The organism is Streptomyces sp. NPDC003032 (assembly GCF_053591415.1).
Map to the genome: position 1 here is coordinate 18,918 of NZ_JBSFTT010000008.1, position 16,271 is coordinate 35,188.

General features: G+C 71.3%; 11 protein-coding genes and 1 pseudogene. 5 read left to right on the forward strand and 7 right to left on the reverse strand.

The window, feature by feature from the left end; genetic code table 11:
* Positions 1-15: 15 nt before the first annotated feature.
* The 6 genes and pseudogenes from ACWDZ7_RS13395 to ACWDZ7_RS13420 form a co-directional block, all read right to left on the reverse strand.
* The gene (locus ACWDZ7_RS13395) at positions 16-945 is read right to left on the reverse strand and encodes a class I SAM-dependent methyltransferase (RefSeq protein ID WP_451796815.1); all 930 of its coding nucleotides are present in this window, start codon (positions 943-945) and stop codon (positions 16-18) included.
* A 117-nt stretch (positions 946-1,062) separates the two neighbouring features.
* The gene (locus ACWDZ7_RS13400) at positions 1,063-1,803 is read right to left on the reverse strand and encodes a class I SAM-dependent methyltransferase (protein WP_451796816.1); all 741 of its coding nucleotides are present in this window, start codon (positions 1,801-1,803) and stop codon (positions 1,063-1,065) included.
* A gap of 8 nt (positions 1,804-1,811) precedes the next feature.
* On the reverse strand, positions 1,812-2,132 hold the full coding sequence (locus tag ACWDZ7_RS13405) for a 4a-hydroxytetrahydrobiopterin dehydratase (RefSeq protein WP_451796817.1): 321 nt from the start codon (positions 2,130-2,132) through the stop codon (positions 1,812-1,814).
* A 53-nt stretch (positions 2,133-2,185) separates the two neighbouring features.
* Complete coding sequence (locus tag ACWDZ7_RS13410; protein WP_451797084.1) at positions 2,186-5,203, reverse strand: KR domain-containing protein; 3,018 nt, start codon at positions 5,201-5,203, stop codon at positions 2,186-2,188.
* A pseudogene (locus ACWDZ7_RS13415) lies at positions 5,180-7,360 on the reverse strand (acyltransferase domain-containing protein); the annotation flags it as partial. The gene ACWDZ7_RS13410 and the pseudogene ACWDZ7_RS13415, both read right to left, overlap by 24 nt.
* Positions 7,281-7,628 (reverse strand): beta-ketoacyl synthase N-terminal-like domain-containing protein, encoded by a 348-nt coding sequence (locus ACWDZ7_RS13420; RefSeq protein ID WP_451796818.1) that lies wholly within the window; start codon positions 7,626-7,628, stop codon positions 7,281-7,283. The pseudogene ACWDZ7_RS13415 and the gene ACWDZ7_RS13420, both read right to left, overlap by 80 nt.
* 433 nt (positions 7,629-8,061) lie before the next feature.
* Here ACWDZ7_RS13420 and ACWDZ7_RS13425 point away from each other — a divergent pair, with 433 nt between their 5' ends.
* Positions 8,062-8,913 (forward strand): helix-turn-helix domain-containing protein, encoded by an 852-nt coding sequence (locus tag ACWDZ7_RS13425; RefSeq protein ID WP_451796819.1) that lies wholly within the window; start codon positions 8,062-8,064, stop codon positions 8,911-8,913.
* Here ACWDZ7_RS13425 and ACWDZ7_RS13430 read toward each other — a convergent pair.
* A complete protein-coding gene (locus tag ACWDZ7_RS13430) occupies positions 8,910-9,326 on the reverse strand; it encodes a hypothetical protein (protein ID WP_451796820.1) in 417 nt (138 codons plus the stop codon). The genes ACWDZ7_RS13425 and ACWDZ7_RS13430 overlap by 4 nt on opposite strands.
* Before the next feature lie 329 nt (positions 9,327-9,655).
* On the opposite strand from ACWDZ7_RS13430, the gene ACWDZ7_RS13435 reads away from it, so the two are divergent.
* The 4 genes from ACWDZ7_RS13435 to narI are packed head-to-tail and all read left to right on the forward strand — an operon-like array spanning position 9,656 to position 16,270.
* The gene (locus ACWDZ7_RS13435; RefSeq protein WP_451796821.1) at positions 9,656-13,339 is read left to right on the forward strand and encodes a nitrate reductase subunit alpha; all 3,684 of its coding nucleotides are present in this window, start codon (positions 9,656-9,658) and stop codon (positions 13,337-13,339) included.
* Positions 13,339-14,979, forward strand: coding sequence for a nitrate reductase subunit beta (gene narH / locus ACWDZ7_RS13440; protein ID WP_451796822.1), 1,641 nt, complete (start codon positions 13,339-13,341; stop codon positions 14,977-14,979). The genes ACWDZ7_RS13435 and narH overlap by 1 nt, the downstream gene beginning before the upstream one ends.
* A complete protein-coding gene (gene narJ / locus ACWDZ7_RS13445; protein WP_451796823.1) occupies positions 14,976-15,548 on the forward strand; it encodes a nitrate reductase molybdenum cofactor assembly chaperone in 573 nt (190 codons plus the stop codon). Before narH ends, narJ begins: the two co-directional genes overlap by 4 nt.
* Positions 15,548-16,270 carry a respiratory nitrate reductase subunit gamma gene (gene narI / locus ACWDZ7_RS13450; RefSeq protein WP_451796824.1) on the forward strand — a complete coding sequence of 241 codons (723 nt, stop codon included), beginning with the start codon at positions 15,548-15,550 and terminating at the stop codon, positions 16,268-16,270. Before narJ ends, narI begins: the two co-directional genes overlap by 1 nt.
* Position 16,271: the final 1 nt, after the last annotated feature.

Here is a 16,271-nt window from a genome sequence, read left to right on the forward strand (position 1 = left end):
CACGGCTGCTGAGCCCTACACGGCGGCGTGCTCCTTGACCGCCACGTGCACCGTCTGCGCCGTCAGCAGGAACAGGTCCTCGCGGTGGTGCAGGCTCTGGGGGTCGTCCTTGTCCAGGAGGCGGTCGATCGTGGTGAGGTCGTCGGGCGTGACGCGGCCCTCGTGCATCTCGCGGCGGCGGGTGAACTCTTCGAGCACATGGGCGCGGGCCGTGTCGGAGAGCGGGGCCGGCAGGTCCAGGAGGAAGCTGCGGGTGGCCACGTGGCGCAGGCCCGCGCCGGTGAGGAGCGCCGGCCAGTCCTCCGCCGCGTCCTTCGAGTGCGGCAGGCCGGTGCGCATCTGGGCGAACCACTCCTCATCGGAGGCTTCGAGGCGGGAGAGGAGCCCGGGGCGGCCGAAGCCGATGTCGCGGGGGAGGTAGCGGGCGCCGAGGCCGCCCTCCAGGAGGGCGATCGCGCCGCCCGGTGCGAGGCGGCCGGCGAGGGCGGCGAGCGCGGCGCCCTGGTCGCCGACGTGGTGCAGCGACTTGCACAGCCACAGGAGGTCGGCGGTCGGTACGTCGTCGACGGCGTCCGGGAGCACCGCGCGCACCGTGTCGAAGCGGCCGGTCAGGCCCTCGCGGGCGGCGCGGTCGCGGGCCCGCTCCAAGAGGGGTTCCTCGGGGTCCGCCGCGACGACGCGCGCCTTGGGGAAGGCCTCGGCCAGCTGGAAGGAGATGGCGCCGGGGCCGCTCCCGACGTCGACGACGACGCCGGGTTCCGGCACCCAGTGACGCAGCCAGGCGGCCACCTCGCCGTACATGGGAGCGGCGACCTCCGCGTACCGCTCCAGCATGGCTCCCATGGCGGCCCAGTCCATGTCCTCGCCACCATGCCCGTGCCCGTGGCCATGCCCGTGGCCATGCCTCTGCCCCTGCCCCTGTCCGTGCGCGTGGTGCTGCCCCATCGCTCTGCCGCCTTCCGGTTCCGGTTGTTCTCCGCCCTCGTTGTGGAGAACAGGGACAGCCTGCTCCCCCTTCCCGGTTTTCGACGACCCACGTTGCCGTTACGGCAAAAGGAAGCCTCAGCCCCGTTTGCGGAACGCCCGCAGGCTGAACAGCGGATCGGGGCGCGGCACGTCCTGGTCCGGGAGCGCGGCGAGCCCGGCCGCGAGGCGCGCGGCCAGCGGCCCGTCGGGCGGGACCTGCGTGAACCAGCCCCGGTGGAGGTCGTCGACCGTGGAGCGCGGGGTGCGGCCCTGGCCGTGGCCGACGAACCGGGACCGGCCGGCCGGCGCCATGCCGTGTTCGGCCGCGTACGCCGCGACGGCCGCGGCGCGGTCGACGGCGGGGCGCACGGGGCGCGGGGCGAGCACGGCGTCGATGTCGCTGCCCGCGTCGTGCGAGGCGGCCTTGTCGACGGTGGTGACGTAGATGCCGCCGGGCCGCAGCACCCGCGCGCACTCGGCGACGACCGATGCCGTCTCCTCGGGGCCGGGGAGGAGATGCAGCAGCCACACCGTACTCACGGCGTCGAACACCCCGTCCGGGAAAGGAAGTTGGCGGCTGTCGCCGAGAATGATGGCGCCCGGGACCCGGGCCGCCGCCATCCGGGCCATGCGGGGCGCCGCGTCCACTCCCGTCACGCGCAGACCGGCACGCGCGGCGAGGCGGCGGGTGACCAGGCCGGTGCCGCAGGCGGCGTCGAGGAGGCTGCGGGCATCGGGAGGCACCAGGCCGAGTACGGCGTCCGCGGCGGCGGCCGCACGGGGCTCACCGCCGCGCGAGGCGTCGTAGCGGTCGGCTTCCTTGCTGTAGTCGAGCATGCCCGCGCTCACTCCGCGCCGTGTCCCGGGGCCAACGCCTCGACCCGGCGGGCCAATTCGAAGTCGAGGGCGGTGAGCGCGCCGCCCGCGCTGTGTGTCTGCACGGACACGGCGACGGTGTTGTAGCCGAGGGTCAGATCGGAGTGGTGGTCGAGCTCGTCCTGCGTCTGGGCGATGTGGACGACGAGACCGGTCGCCGCGAAGTGCGAGCCGAGCCGGTACGAGCGTGTGATCTTGCCACCGTCGAGGGACCAGCCGGGAAGCTCGGCGAGGCGGTCCTCGATCTCCTTCTGCGAGAGCGGTTCGGGTGACGGCGATTGGGGGGACATGGGCCATGCTCCTTCCACGGGGTCGGTCTCACCTTGCCACAGCCCGAAGCGCATCAGTCCCGGAGAACCCGCAAGCCGTTCTCAGGCAATACGCGGCCCGCGCGGGCCCAGTCGACACGGCCGATGCCGACCACGGCTGGTCCGCGCGCCAGCACGTCGTCCAAGGCCGCACACGCCTCGGCCGGTGACACGTCCTCCAACCCCCAGCGCTGCACTGCCTGTGCCATCTCCTGGTGGCGGGCGACATAGCCGGTCTCGCCGATGGCACCCCAGGCGATGGCCGGCGCGGGCTTCCCCGTACGACGGCGGGCCCGGGCCAGGGCTTCCAGGAACAGGTTGGCGGCCGCGTAAGGGCCCTGTCCCGCATTTCCCACCAAGGCGGACAGGGAGGAATAGGCGACAAAAAAGTCCAGGTCACAGTTCGTGGTGTAAGCGTCCAGCAGAAGGGTGCCGTGCATCTTGGGACCTAGGACGGCTTGCACGCGCTCCTGTGACAACTGAGCCAGTTGGGCGTCGTCCAGGACCATCGCCGCGTGTACGACGCCCCGGACGTCGATGTCTCGTTTGCCGAGTTCGACGAAACGACCCCCTGCCTTGAGCAGTTCGAGGCTGCGGGTCAGGCCCTCGCCTGCCAGTGAGTTGAGCACCACGTCGACACCTTGCCCTGCGGTGAGGTCGCGGACGTGATCGGCGAAGTCGGCGGCGCGAGAATCCGCCACGCGGGTCACGCCCAGCAGTCGCAGCAGATCGCGCTTGGCGGGGGTGCCCGCTGTGGCGATCACTTGCGTGCCTCGATCCCGGGCGAACTGCAGCGCGGCAAGCCCGACTCCCCCGGCAGCGCCATGGACAAGAAGAGTGTCGTCCGGCCGCAGCCGGGCCAGGCCCCCGAGCGCGTACCGCACCGTGAGGCATGCCACCGGCACGGTGGCTGCGGCTGCGAACCCCACGCCGTCCGGCATCCGGCCCACCAGACTCCGGTGGGCCACCACCTGGGAGGCCAGTGCGGGCATCGCCATGGCGAACACCCGGTCGCCGACGGCCAGATCGGCCACACGGGACCCGACCTGTGCGACGACACCCGCACATTCCAGACCGAGGTTCTGCTGTGCCGCACCGGAGGCAAGCAGGCCGGTGGCCCGCATGACGTCCCGGTAGTTCAGGCCCGCGGCCCGTACTTCGATGAGCACCTCATCCGGGCCCGGTGCACACGGGGCCATCGGTGTCCAGGAGAGTCGATGGGACAGGCCGGGGTCGTGGAACTCCAGCCGGTAGCGGCCCGAGCCGTCATCGGCAGGTTGAACTGCCCGGGGCGAGGCGCTGAGGGCCGTGATCCGGGGGGTGAACCGGCCGGCGCGGGTGAGTACGACCTCATCTTCCGCATCCGGCGCGGACAGTTCTGCGGCAAGGCGGCATGCGTCGGCGCCGGGGTCAGTGCCACGTTCCAGGGAGATCCGTCGGACGGTGAGTCCCGGGTGCTCGTTGGCCAGGCCGCGGGCGGCTCCCCAGACGGCCGCGTCTTGCGGGTGGGTGGCTGCCTCAGGTGCGGGCTGGGCCCCGCGGGGGCGGGTGACCAGCCACAGTTCCGGCTTGGCGCCCTCGGCTGCGGTCTCGGCGTCGGCGGCGGCGGCGAGGCCGGTCAGGGTGGCGATCCGGTGGGCGGCCAGGGCGGTGGCAGCAGCCGCGCCGGGGGCGCTCCAGGGCGCGTCGGGTCCGTCGTCCAGCAACAGCACGGCGCGGGAGGGCACCGGCTCCGTCGTGGTGGAGGAGGGCAGCCGGTCGGGGCCGGTCGTACCGGCGGCTTGGCGCACCGTGGCGCGGCCACTGGTGCTGAGAGTGGAGGCCAGTGCCTGGGCCAGGTCGGCCTCGGGATTCTCGGCGACGATGACCCAGTCGGCGGCAGCGGCGGGTGACGGGGGCCGCGGTTCGAGGGCGGACGTGGACGGCACCCGGGTGGTGCCGGTGCGCCGGGCCAGGAGCAGTGAGGAGAAGCTCGGCAGGAGGCCGAAGCAGAGAACGAGGAATGCCGGGTCGTGTTGCTCGGTGGCCATCAGCTGCCCGTCGTCGGCCAGCAGCCACGCCACCCGGTCCAGGCACGCCCGCAGGTCCTTGGCGGCGTGCGGGACATTGTGGGCGACGACTAGGTCGAAGGAGCCGGGCGTGAAGCCCTGTTCCTCAAGGCCGCGGTCAAGGTCGAGCGTGCGGTAGTCGACGAAGTCGTAGGACCTGAACCGTGCACGGGCGCGGGGGAAGAACGCGGCCGAGATGTCGGTGAAGACGGATTGGGTCCGTTCTGGGGGCAGCACCTCCAGCAGCCAGCCGGTGGCGCCCCCCGTCCCCGCGCCAGCCTCCAGGATGCGCAGCGGTCGGTCCGCGGGCCAGGCACGGACGGCGGCGCGCAGGAGTTCCCGGGCCGCACGGTGGTGGCCCGCCAGGCCGAGCGCCTGGTGGTAGAGCTGTTCGACCAGATGCCGGTCGGCGTCGGCGAACAGCAACTCATGCGGATTGTGCGCGCCCCGCAGCACGTCGGCCAAGTGCAGTCCACAACGTCCGTACACGGTCGCGATGACCGCCTGCCCGGGGTGGTCATTCAGAAGGGAACGGTGCATGTCATCCGGTCGGGGAACACCGATGAGCCGCCAGCGCTGTCCGCCCCCGGGCGCGGACTCGGCCGGTTCGGCGAGCCCGTATTCCTGGGCGAGGGACAGCAGGAGGTGCAGCAGCCGCCGGTAGGGCTCCTGCACCCCGGCCGCCACCAGGTCGCCGACGGTGAACTCCGGGGCGCCGTCGGCAAAGCGGCCGACGGCCGCGGCCGCGAAGTGGGCGCATACCTCCTTCAGCCGCGACACGGCGGTACGGTCGGCGCCCGCCCCACTGTCGGTGGTCAGGGGCGCCAGAGCCCTCATCCGGTCCCCGGCGGAGGCGTCCAGCAGGGACTGCGGGGCGGGCAGGAGGGAGCGCTCGTCCGTGTCGTCGGGGTGCGGGCGTGGGGCGGCGCGCAGCACGGTCTCGTAGCGTTCCGGTGGGGCGAGGGTGCCCGCTCCGGCGTACCGGCGCAGGAGGCAGCCTTCCATTTCCACGGTGACCCGGCCGTCCTCGTCGAGGATCGTCACGTCCCAGCAGGCTTCCAGTGCGCCGAGGTGACGGGCCCGGACGTGGATGTACCCGGTGGGTGACGGCTGATGCCAGACCCGGGCCGTCTCGATCTCGGCGGGCAGAAACGGCACCGGGTCGGTGTCGGCGGCCGCCAGCAGCGCGGCGCCCGCCTGCAATGCACCGTCGAGGATGGCCGGGTGGATGTGGAAGCCGTCCCCGGGTTGTCGCAGGGAGTAGGTGGCAACCACTTCGTCCTCACCTGCTGTGAGGTGGGTGAGGATGCGGAAGGCCGGGCCGTAGGGCAGGCCCTGGGTTGCGAGCCGGGCGTAGTGCTCGGCGGCGGACATCTCCATGACGCAGCCCTGGCCGAGTGTGGCGATCGGGCGGGGGGCGGGTGCGGCGGCCAGCAGGCGGCGGGCCCGGCCGCGGGCGTGTTGGCGCCACTCGCCTCCCGTCCCGGTGCGGCTGGTGATGCGCACGCTGTGGTCGTCCTCGGACAGGGCCACCTGGTAGTGCACGTCCACCGGGTCATCAGCGTCTTGGGGAAGGACCAGCGCGCGGGTGATGTTCAGGGTGCGGACCTCGACGGGCCCGGCGTGGCATTCCCGGGCGGCGGCAACGGCTGATTCGAGGTAGGCGGCGGCCGGGAGCACCACCGCGTCGCCCACCTTGTGGTCGGCCGGCCAGGGCAGCCGTGCCGGTTCCAGCGGTGCGCACCAGGTGGGTTCGGCGGTGGGCAGCCGGTCGCCCAGTAGCCGGTACGCGGAAGCACCGGCATCTTCGCCGGTCCGGTTCCACCAGCGTGGGTCACCGTTCCAGTGGCGCTGTCGCTGCCAGGGGTAGCCGGGCAGGCCCACCACACGCGCCGGGCGGGGAAAGAAGGCGCTCCAGTCCGGCCGGGCGCCGCAGGCCAGCAGGTTCCCCACGGCGCGGCGCACCGCGTCGGGGCCCGAGGCGGTGCCGTCGCGGCCGCACGTGCTCACCACGGCCGCAGGCCGGGTGCGACCGGCGGTCAGCCGCCGGAGGTAGGTGCTCAGCACCGGATGCGGGCCGATCTCCACCAATACGTCGTACTCCTGGTCCAGCAGCGTCTCCACCGCCAAGTCGAAGGCGACGGGTTCACGGACGTTGCGCCACCAGTAGTGTCCGTCGAGTTTCTCGCCCGACAGCGGGGCGCCGGTCACCGTCGAGATGAACTGGAGGCGGGCCGCCGCAGGGCGCAGATCGACCAAGGCAGCTGCCAGCGGCTCTTAGATGGGGTCCATGGCACGGCTGTGAAAGGCGTATTCCAGGTCGAGCATGCGGAAGAAGACTCCGCGGTCCGCCAACTGTCGGCCGAGTGCTTCGAGCTGGCCGACGTCACCCGCGACGGTCACGTCCTGCCCGCTGTTGACGGCGGCCAGCTCCAGAGTGCCCTCAAGGGCGGCCAGTTCACGGCGAGCGTCCTCCGGCGACAGGCCCACGGCTGCCATCCTCCCGCTCCCGGCCGTCGCGGCCTGGGCCCGGCTGCGTGCGGCCACAACCCGCGCGGCCGCGGACAGATCCAGGGCGCCCGCCACGTGGGCGGCGGCGACCTCGCCGATACTGTGCCCGGCCACTGACAGCGGCCCGCAAGTGCGGAGCGCACCCAAGGCCCGTCCTACGGCCCTGCACTCTGCCTGGTCCCCCGCGGACGTACCCGTCCCGTGCATCTCCAGGTATGCCAGGTCGTCGGCACTGATACCGGCACGTGCGTGGACCGCGCGCAGCAGCGCCTCCTGCGCGACGTCGCTGGGCAGAGCCATACCGGCCGTGCGCCCGTCGCTGGTGGCACCGGAGGCGAGAATCGTGCCGTGCACGCGGTCGCCATCGGCCAGCGCGTCGCCCAGCCGCTTGAGCAGGACCACCCCGCCTCCCTCGGCTCGGACAGAGCCGTCGGCCTTGCCGGAAAAAGTACGGCAGCGCCCGGCGGGCGACAGCATGGAGGCGGCCGTGAACCCGACGTAACCGGACGGGTTGAGCAGAACGTGGGCGCTACCGGCCAGCACCGCGCGGCCCCGGCCGGACCGCAGGAACTCACAGGCCTGGTGGACCGCGGTCAGCGCCGAGGAGCAGGCGGTGTCCACTGCCACGCTCTCGCCGTGCCAGTCCAGCACGTAGGAGATGCGGTTGGCGGTGACAGCCCCGCTTCCCCCCCGTCATCGTGTAAGGGTTCACGGTGCCGGTACGGGCCGCCTGCAGATCGAGGTAATCCTGCCCGGAAACACCGATGAAGAAGTCGGCGTCGAAATCCGCGATATTCTCCAGGAACCCGCCGGCCGTGGTGCGCGTCTTCCCCGGCCTTCCGCGCCGGTCGAGGAACCGGTCGCTCTCGAAACGCTCGGGCGGCGCCTCAATCACCAGGTCGCGACCCTGTTCGAGCACCGACCAGAGGCTCTGCAAATCGTTGACACCCCCCGGGCAACCGGCATGCGGCGCCCACGATCGCCAAGGGTTCTTCTTGCGGGCATACGTTCTGCTCGGGCATCACATGCCTCCGGAGCGCCGCCGTGGATGAACCCGCGGGAAATCCCTGAGAAAGGGGTTTGATGCGAGAGTCATACCGGACAGCCGTTGAGCTGACATTCGGACAACCGACACGGAGCATGGTGGTCCGTACGCCATCACCAGCAAATGCACGTCCCCCTGACGAGGGATTTGCATGAAAAGCAGTACGCGGTCCAGGCGGTTGGGACCGCAGGAAGCGGGCAGTGGTGACGTGCCGCGTGGCGGTCTGCTCCGTGATGCCGAACAGGCGCACGAGCCACAGGAGGTCGGCGCTCTCCGAAGCCGCGGGCAGTTCGATTACCGTCTACGTATGACAACCGCCGCGCCCGCCAAGGGGAACACCAGAGACAAGGCCAAGGGGAACACCAAGGGGAACGGGACCGGAGTGGGCCCGCTGCTGCGCGGCTGGCGGGAGCGGCGGCGCGTCAGCCAGCTTGAGCTGGCCCTGCGCGCCGACTCGTCCGCGCGGCACATCAGCTTCGTCGAGACGGGCCGCTCACGCCCCAGCGAGGAGCTCGTGCTACGTCTCGCCGACCACCTCGATGTGCCGGTGAGGGACCGCAACTCCCTGCTGCTCGCGGCCGGTTACGCGCCCCGCTTCCGGGAGACCCCGCTGGAGGACCCCTCGATGGGCACCCTGCGCGAGGGCCTCGAACAGCTCCTGACCGGATACGAGCCCTATCCGGCGCTGGTCGTCGACGCGGCGTACGACGTCATCGCGGCGAACCGCGGCATCGCGATGATCCTCGACGGCATCCCGGAGCGCCTCCTCGCCCCGCCCCTGAACGCGATGCGGCTCACCCTCCACCCGGATGGCCTCGCCCGCAGGATCCGCAATCTGCGGGAGTGGCGCGGCCATCTGCTGCACCAGATGGAGCGGCAGATCGCACTGCAGCGCTCGGACGCCCTGCGGGCGGTGTACGAGGAGGTGGCCGCGTATCCGGTGGAAGATCCGGGGGTGGACGCCTTCGACGCCGGGACGGACGTGCCGTACTTCGCGCTGCCTCTGCGGATCGAGCACGACGGGCACGTCCTGTCCTTCATCTCGTCGATCTCGACGTTCAACACCCCGATGGACGTGACGGTCGCCGAGCTGGCCATCGAGACGCTGCTCCCGGCCGACCCGGCGACGGTCAAGTACCTCCAGACCCGGATGGGCTAGGCCCGCAGCGCGCGCAGCGCCGCGTACTGCAGGGCGGCGAAACCGCCGACGGTGACGGCCTGCATCGGGATCCAGACCGCGCCGGCCGTGCTGGGCGAGAGCCAGGCGACGAGGGCGACGACGCTGAGCACCGCCCAGGCGGCGTTGCCCTCGATCACCGCGCGCACGCCGAGCGTCGGCGGGCTCTTGCGGGCGGCGAGGTAGCCGACGCCCGCGCCGTAGAGGGTGAGGAAGACGCCGAGGCCGAGCAGCAGCCCTGAGTCGACGCCGAGGAGGCGTCCGAGGGGTCCGGAGGCGGCGACGTACGCGAGACCGTTGCCGGCGGTCACGACCGCGTCGAGGCCGAGGAAGCGGCGCAGCATGGTGGTCGGGTCGGTGGTGCGGGCCAGGGCGGTGAGCTGGCAGGTCGTCATGGCGGGCTGCCTCCAAGCGGCGGGGACGAGCGGTCTCGGGCGGTGGCGGATGATCCGGTACGCGGTACGCGGTGCGCGGAGTGCGGTACGCGGTACGCGGTGTGCGCTGTGCGGTGCGCCGGTCTGATCCGGTGACACCACTGTGTCGGTCCCGCGCCACCTGGTCGATTACGTCACAGGTAATGCCGGGCCCGGTTGCCGGGGGCGGCCACCCCCGGCCCTCGTAGGACCCATAAGCCCGCCCCCACAACCCATACGGCGGCGACCGAAAGGTGCCCCGCGCCCCCCGCCCCTACGTTCGTTGAAAGGCAGACCTAGGGAGCTCCACGGTGACAGAGACGACCGAGCCCGCCGCCGCCCTGCTGCGGGCGGGGAAGTTCTTCCGGCGCGGCGCCACCGCTCCCGACCTGCACAGCGTCGCGCTGACCGGTGGCCGGGACGCGGACGCCTTCTACCGGGACCGCTGGAGCCACGACAAGGTCGTGAACTCCACGCACGGCGTGAACTGCACCGGCTCCTGCCGTTGGAAGGTGTACGTCAAGGACGGCATCATCACCTGGGAGACGCAGGCGACGGACTACCCGAGCGTCGGCCCCGACCGCCCCGAGTACGAGCCGCGCGGCTGCCCCCGGGGCGCCGCGTTCTCCTGGTACACGTACTCCCCCACCCGCGTCCGCTACCCCTACCTGCGCGGCGTCCTGCTTGAGATGTATCGGGAGGCGAAGGCCCGTCTCAAGGACCCGGTGCTGGCCTGGGCGGACCTCCAGAGCGATCCCGAGCGGCGCCGGACCTACCAACAGGCCCGCGGCAAGGGCGGGTTGGTGCGGGCGAGCTGGGACGAGGCCGTCGAGATCATCGCGGCCGCGCACGTCCACACGATCAAGACGTACGGTCCCGACCGCGTCGCCGGCTTCTCGCCCATCCCCGCGATGTCGATGGTGTCGCACGCGGCGGGCGCCCGTTTCATGGGGCTGATCGGCGCGCCGATGCTCTCCTTCTACGACTGGTACGCGGACCTCCCCGTCGCCTCGCCGCAGGTCTTCGGCGACCAGACGGACGTACCGGAGTCGGGTGACTGGTGGGACGCCGCGTATCTGATGATGTGGGGTTCGAACGTGCCGGTGACGCGGACCCCCGACGCGCACTGGATGGCCGAGGCGCGCTATCGCGGGCAGAAGGTCGTGGTCGTGGCGCCCGATTACGCCGACAACGCCAAGTTCGCCGACGAGTGGCTGCATCCGCACCCCGGCACGGACGGGGCCCTGGCCATCGCGATGGGGCATGTCGTCCTGAAGGAGTTCTTCGTCGACCGCCCGACGGACTTCTTCACCGACTACGTACGCAAGTTCACCGATCTGCCCTTCCTGGTGACGCTGACCGAGCGCGACGGCGCGTACGTACCCGCGAAGTTCCTGCGCGCCACCGACCTCGGCGACGGCGGCGAAGGCGGTGACTGGAAGACGGCCGTGCTCGACGAGAACACCGGGCGGCCCGCCGTCCCCAACGGCTCGCTCGGCTTCCGCTGGACCGAGTCCGGCAAGGGCCGGTGGAACCTGCAGCTCGGCGACATCAAGCCGCTCCTGTCACTGCACGGCTCACCGGTCGCGGCGGGCGTCGAGGTGCTGCTGCCCCGCTTCGACACCGAGGGCGGCCCGCACGGCCAGGGCCGCGGGGAAGTGGTGCGCCGAGGGGTGCCCGCCACCCGGCTCGGCGGGCAGGACGGGCCGCTGGTCACCACCGTCTTCGACCTGCTCCTCGCGCAGTACGGCGTCGGACGCGAAGGGCTGCCGGGCACATGGCCCTCCTCGTACGACGACGCGGACGCGCCCGGCACGCCCGCCTGGCAGGAGGCGCACACCTCCGTGCCCGCCGCCAAGTGCGTCAGGATCGCACGGGAGTTCGCCGCGACGGCGGAGAAGTCGCGCGGCCGCTGCATGATCCTGATGGGCGCCGGGACCAACCACTGGTTCCACTCCGAGACGATCTACCGCGCCTTCCTCGCGCTGCTCCAGCTGACCGGCTGCCAGGGCCGTAACGGGGGCGGCTGGGCGCACTATGTCGGGCAGGAGAAGTGCCGCCCCGTCACCGGCTGGGCGACGCTGGCCGGTGGCATCGACTGGAGCAGGCCGCCGCGGCAGATGATCGGCACCGCCTACTGGTTCCTCAACACCGACCAGTGGCGTTACGACAAGTTCGCCGCGGACGTGCTCTCCTCGCCGCTGGGCGAGGGCCGCTTCGCGGGGATGACGGGCGCCGACTGCCTCGCCCTGTCGGCGCGCTGCGGCTGGATGCCGTCGTACCCGACGTTCGACCGCAACCCCCTGGACCTCGCGGAGACGACGGGCGATCCGGTGGCCAATGTCGTCGACGAACTGAAGGCGGGCACCCTCAAGTTCGCCTGCGAGGACCCGGACGCCCCCGAGAACTGGCCGCGCGTCCTCACCCTGTGGCGCGCCAACCTCCTCGGCTCCTCCGCGAAGGGCGCCGAGTACTTCACGAAGCACCTGCTCGGCACGCATTCGTCGCTGCGCGCCGAGGAAGCGGCACCGAACGAGCGCCCCTCGACCGTCACTTGGCGTGACAAGGCCCCCGAGGGCAAGCTCGATCTGCTGGTCTCCCTCGACTTCCGGCAGACCTCCTCCACGCTGCTCTCGGACGTCGTCCTGCCCGCCGCGACCTGGTACGAGAAGCACGACCTGTCGACCACGGACATGCACCCCTATGTGCACTCCTTCACCCCGGCCGTCGACCCGCCCTGGCAGGCCCGCACCGACTTCGACACGTTCCGTGAGATCGCGGAGCGCCTCAGCGAGCTGTCCGTGGACCACCTCGGCGTCCGCGGGGACATCGTCGCCACCGCGCTCCAGCACGACACGCCGGGCGAGACCGCGCAGCCCGGCGGGGTCGTCCTGGACTGGCGCAAGGGCGAGTGCGAGCCGGTACCGGGCCGGACCATGCCGAACCTCGCGGTCGTGGAGCGCGACTACACGGCGATCGGTGCGAAGTTCGCCGCGCTCGGGCCACTGGTGGAGCGGCTGGGGCTGCCGGCCAAGGGCATCGCCCTGCACCCCGACCGGGAGGTCGAGGAGCTGAGGGAACGCAACGGCGTGGTGCTCGGCGGGCCCGCCGACGGCCGCCCCGCCCTGAACACCGCCGTGCAGGCGGCCAACGCCATCCTCGCCCTGTCCGGCACGACGAACGGGCGCCTGGCCACGCAGGGCTTCCGCACCCTGGAGGAACGGACCGGCCAGGAGATGGCGCACCTCGCCGCCGAGCACGAGGGCAAGCGCATCACGTACGCCGACACACAGGCCGCCCCGGTGCCGGTGATCACCTCGCCGGAGTGGTCGGGCAGCGAGTCGGGCGGGCGCCGCTACACGGCCTTCACGCTCAACACCGAGCACCTCAAGCCCTGGCACACCCTCACCGGCCGCCAGCACTTCTTCATCGACCACGACTGGATGCACGAACTGGGCGAGGCGATGCCCGTCTACCGGCCGCCGCTGGACATGAACCGCCTCTTCGGGGAGCCGCGCCTCGGGCCCGACGGCGAACGCGAAGTGACGGTGCGTTACCTCACCCCGCACAACAAGTGGTCGATCCACTCCGAGTACCAGGACAACCTCTTCATGCTGTCGCTGTCTCGCGGCGGGCAGTCCATCTGGATGGCGCCGCAGGACGCGGACGCGATCGGCGTCAAGGACAACGACTGGATCGAGGCGGTCAACCGCAACGGCGTCGTGGTGGCGCGGGCGATCGTCTCGCACCGCATGCCGGCCGGCACGGTCTACATGCACCACGCGCAGGAGCGCACCGTGAACGTCCCGAAGGCGGAGACCACCGGCAGGCGCGGCGGCATCCACAACTCCCTGACCCGGCTCATCCTCAAGCCGTCCCATCTCATCGGCGGTTACGCACAGTTGTCGTGGGCGTTCAACTACCTCGGCCCCACGGGCAACCAGCGCGACGAGGTGACGGTCATCCGCCGCCGCGGCCAGGAGGTCACGTACTGATGAGGGTCATGGCTCAGATCGCGATGGTGATGAACCTCGACAAGTGCATCGGCTGTCACACCTGTTCGGTCACCTGCAAGCAGGCGTGGACCAACCGCGACGGCATGGAGTACGTCTGGTTCAACAACGTCGAGACCCGCCCCGGCCAGGGCTATCCGCGCCGCTACGAGGACCAGGAGAAGTGGCGCGGCGGCTGGGAGCTGAACCGGCGCGGCGCCCTGAAACTGAAGAACGGCGGCCGCGTCAAGTCGCTCCTGGAGATCTTCTCCAACCCCAAGCTGCCGGAGATCAAGGACTACTACGAGCCCTGGACGTACGAGTACCGCAACCTCACCGACGCCCCGCTCGGCGACGACTACCCGGTGGCCGAGCCCCGCTCCCTGATCTCCGGCAAGCCGATGAAGATCGAGTGGTCGTCGAACTGGGACGACAACCTCGGCGGCACCACCGAGCACGGCCATCTGGACCCGATGGTCGCCAAGGTCCGCCAACAGGCCGCCGACAAGGTGAAGTTCGCCTTCGAGCAGACGTTCATGTTCTATCTGCCCCGCATCTGCGAGCACTGCCTCAACCCGTCGTGCGTGGCGTCCTGCCCGTCCGGCGCGATGTACAAGCGGACGGAGGACGGCATCGTCCTCGTCGACCAGGACCACTGCCGGGGCTGGCGCAAGTGCGTGACCGGCTGCCCGTACAAGAAGGTCTACTTCAACCACCGCACCGGCAAGGCCGAGAAGTGCACGATGTGCTACCCGCGCGTCGAGGTGGGCCTGCCGACGGTCTGCTCGGAGACGTGCGTGGGCCGCCTGCGTTATCTCGGGGTGATCCTGTACGACGCCGACAAGGTGACGGTCGCGGCCTCCGAGCCGGATGAACACAAGCTGTACCAGGCGCAGTTGGACGTCTTCCTCGACCCGGAGGACCCAGAGGTGCGCCGCGACGCCGAGCGGGCCGGGATCTCGTACGACTGGATCCAGGCGGCGCGCCGCTCCCCCGTGTACGCCCTGATCAGCACGTACAAGGTGGCGCTCCCCCTGCACCCGGAGTACCGCACCATGCCGATGGTCTGGTACATCCCGCCGCTGTCGCCGGTGGTCGACGCGCTGACGGAGACGGGGCACGACGGCGAGGACGCCGTGAACCTCTTCGGCGCCATCGACACCCTGCGCATCCCCCTCGAATACCTGGCGGAAATCTTCACCGCCGGGGACGTCGGCCCGGTCCGCTCCTCCCTGGAGAAACTGGCGGCGATGCGCGCGCACATGCGGGCCGTCAACCTCGGCGACACGCCCGACAGCGAGGTGGCGCGGTCGGTGGGGCTGACGGGACCGCGGATCGAGGAGATGTACCGCCTGCTGGCCATCGCCAAGTACGAGGAGCGGTACGTCATCCCGACCGCGGCCGTCGCGGACGCGCGGCGCCTGGAGGAGTCGGCCCTCCCCGAACTCTCGGACTCGTGCAGCCTCGATTACGAGGGCGGCCCCGGCGCGGGCGGCGACGGCCCGTTCGGACAGGACTCGGGCCGCAGGCAGCTGCCGCTGGTCACCGTCGAGAACTTCCACACGCTGCGGGCCCGGCAGACCGCGGACGAGCAGCCGAGCGCGGCCGAGAAGGCCCACGCGGCCGAGGAGGACGCCCAGTGACTCCGCACGCCGTGCTCCACCAGGCCGCCGCGCTCTGCCTCGCCTACCCGGACGAGGAGTTCCAGGAGCGGCTCCCGCTGCTGCGGGCCGCCGCTCCCGCCGGGCTCGGCGACTTCCTGACGTACGCCACCGCAACGGACCCCGGGGAACTCGCGGCGCACTACGTGAAGGTCTTCGACTTCAAGAACCGGCACAGCCTGTATCTGAGCTGGTGGCGGGAGGGCGACACCCGGCGGCGCGGTATGGCCCTGGTCCGCTTCAAGGAGGTCTACCGCGCGCACGGCCTGGAGTTCAGCGGCGAGGAGCTGCCGGACTTCCTCCCCGCCGTCCTGGAGTTCTCCGCCCGCGCGGGCCCTGTGCTGCTCCTGGAGAACCGCGGCGGCCTCGAGCTGCTGCGGCTCGCGCTCGGCGACTTCGGCACGCCGTACGCGGGCGTGCTGGAAGCGGTGTGCGCGAGCCTGCCGGGCCCCACGCCCAAGGACCGCGCCGAGGCGCTCGCGCTCGCCCGCTCGGGGCCGCCGCGCGAGGACGTCGGCCTCGAACCCTTCGCACTCATCGGGGAGCACTGATGAAAACGCTGCTGTGGGGCGCCCTCCCCTACATCGCCTTCGTCCTGCTCGTCGCGGGCACGATCTGGCGCTACCGCTACGACAAGTTCGGCTGGACGACCCGCTCGTCACAGGTCTACGAGTCCAGGCTTCTCAACATCGCCTCACCGATGTTCCACTACGGCATCCTCTTCGTGCTCGTCGGGCACCTGGTGGGCCTGTTCCTCCCCGAGTCGTGGACGGACAAGGCGGGGGTGAGCGAGCACACGTACCACCTGTTCTCGCTGTACGGCGGCACGGCGGCCGGGGTCCTGCTCGTCCTCGGCATCCTGCTGCTGCTCTACCGGCGCCGGACCAACACGCCGGTGTTCCGCGCGACGACCGCCAACGACAAGCTGATGTACCTGGTGCTGTTCGCGTCGATCGTCCTCGGCATGGTCGCCAAGCTGACGCACTCGTCGGGCGACGGCTACGACTACCGCGAGTCCATCGCCCCTTGGGCGCGCAGCCTCTTCACGCTCCGGCCCGACATCGACGCGATGACGGGCGTGCCCGTGCTGTACGAGATCCACGCGGTGGTCGGAATGGTGCTGTTCGCCCTGGTGCCGTTCACCCGACTGATCCACATGTTCAGCGCGCCGCTCCAGTACCTCTTCCGCCCGTACGTGGTCTACCGCGCCCGGGACCCGAAGCGGCTGGGCGCGCGGCCGGAGCGGCGCGGCTGGGAACGGACGGGGTCCTAGG

What these genes read in the sequence shown, in the direction of transcription:
- ACWDZ7_RS13425 (WP_451796819.1), top strand. Translation starts at nt 8,062, where the DNA reads ATGACAACCGCCGCGCCCGCCAAGGGGAACACCAGAGACAAGGCCAAG.
- ACWDZ7_RS13430 (WP_451796820.1), bottom strand. Translation starts at nt 9,326, where the DNA reads ATGACGACCTGCCAGCTCACCGCCCTGGCCCGCACCACCGACCCGACC.
- ACWDZ7_RS13395 (WP_451796815.1), bottom strand. Translation starts at nt 945, where the DNA reads ATGGGGCAGCACCACGCGCACGGACAGGGGCAGGGGCAGAGGCATGGC.
- ACWDZ7_RS13405 (WP_451796817.1), bottom strand. Translation starts at nt 2,132, where the DNA reads ATGTCCCCCCAATCGCCGTCACCCGAACCGCTCTCGCAGAAGGAGATC.
- ACWDZ7_RS13400 (WP_451796816.1), bottom strand. Translation starts at nt 1,803, where the DNA reads ATGCTCGACTACAGCAAGGAAGCCGACCGCTACGACGCCTCGCGCGGC.
- narH (WP_451796822.1), top strand. Translation starts at nt 13,339, where the DNA reads ATGAGGGTCATGGCTCAGATCGCGATGGTGATGAACCTCGACAAGTGC.
- ACWDZ7_RS13410 (WP_451797084.1), bottom strand. Translation starts at nt 5,203, where the DNA reads ATGGAAGGCTGCCTCCTGCGCCGGTACGCCGGAGCGGGCACCCTCGCC.
- narI (WP_451796824.1), top strand. Translation starts at nt 15,548, where the DNA reads ATGAAAACGCTGCTGTGGGGCGCCCTCCCCTACATCGCCTTCGTCCTG.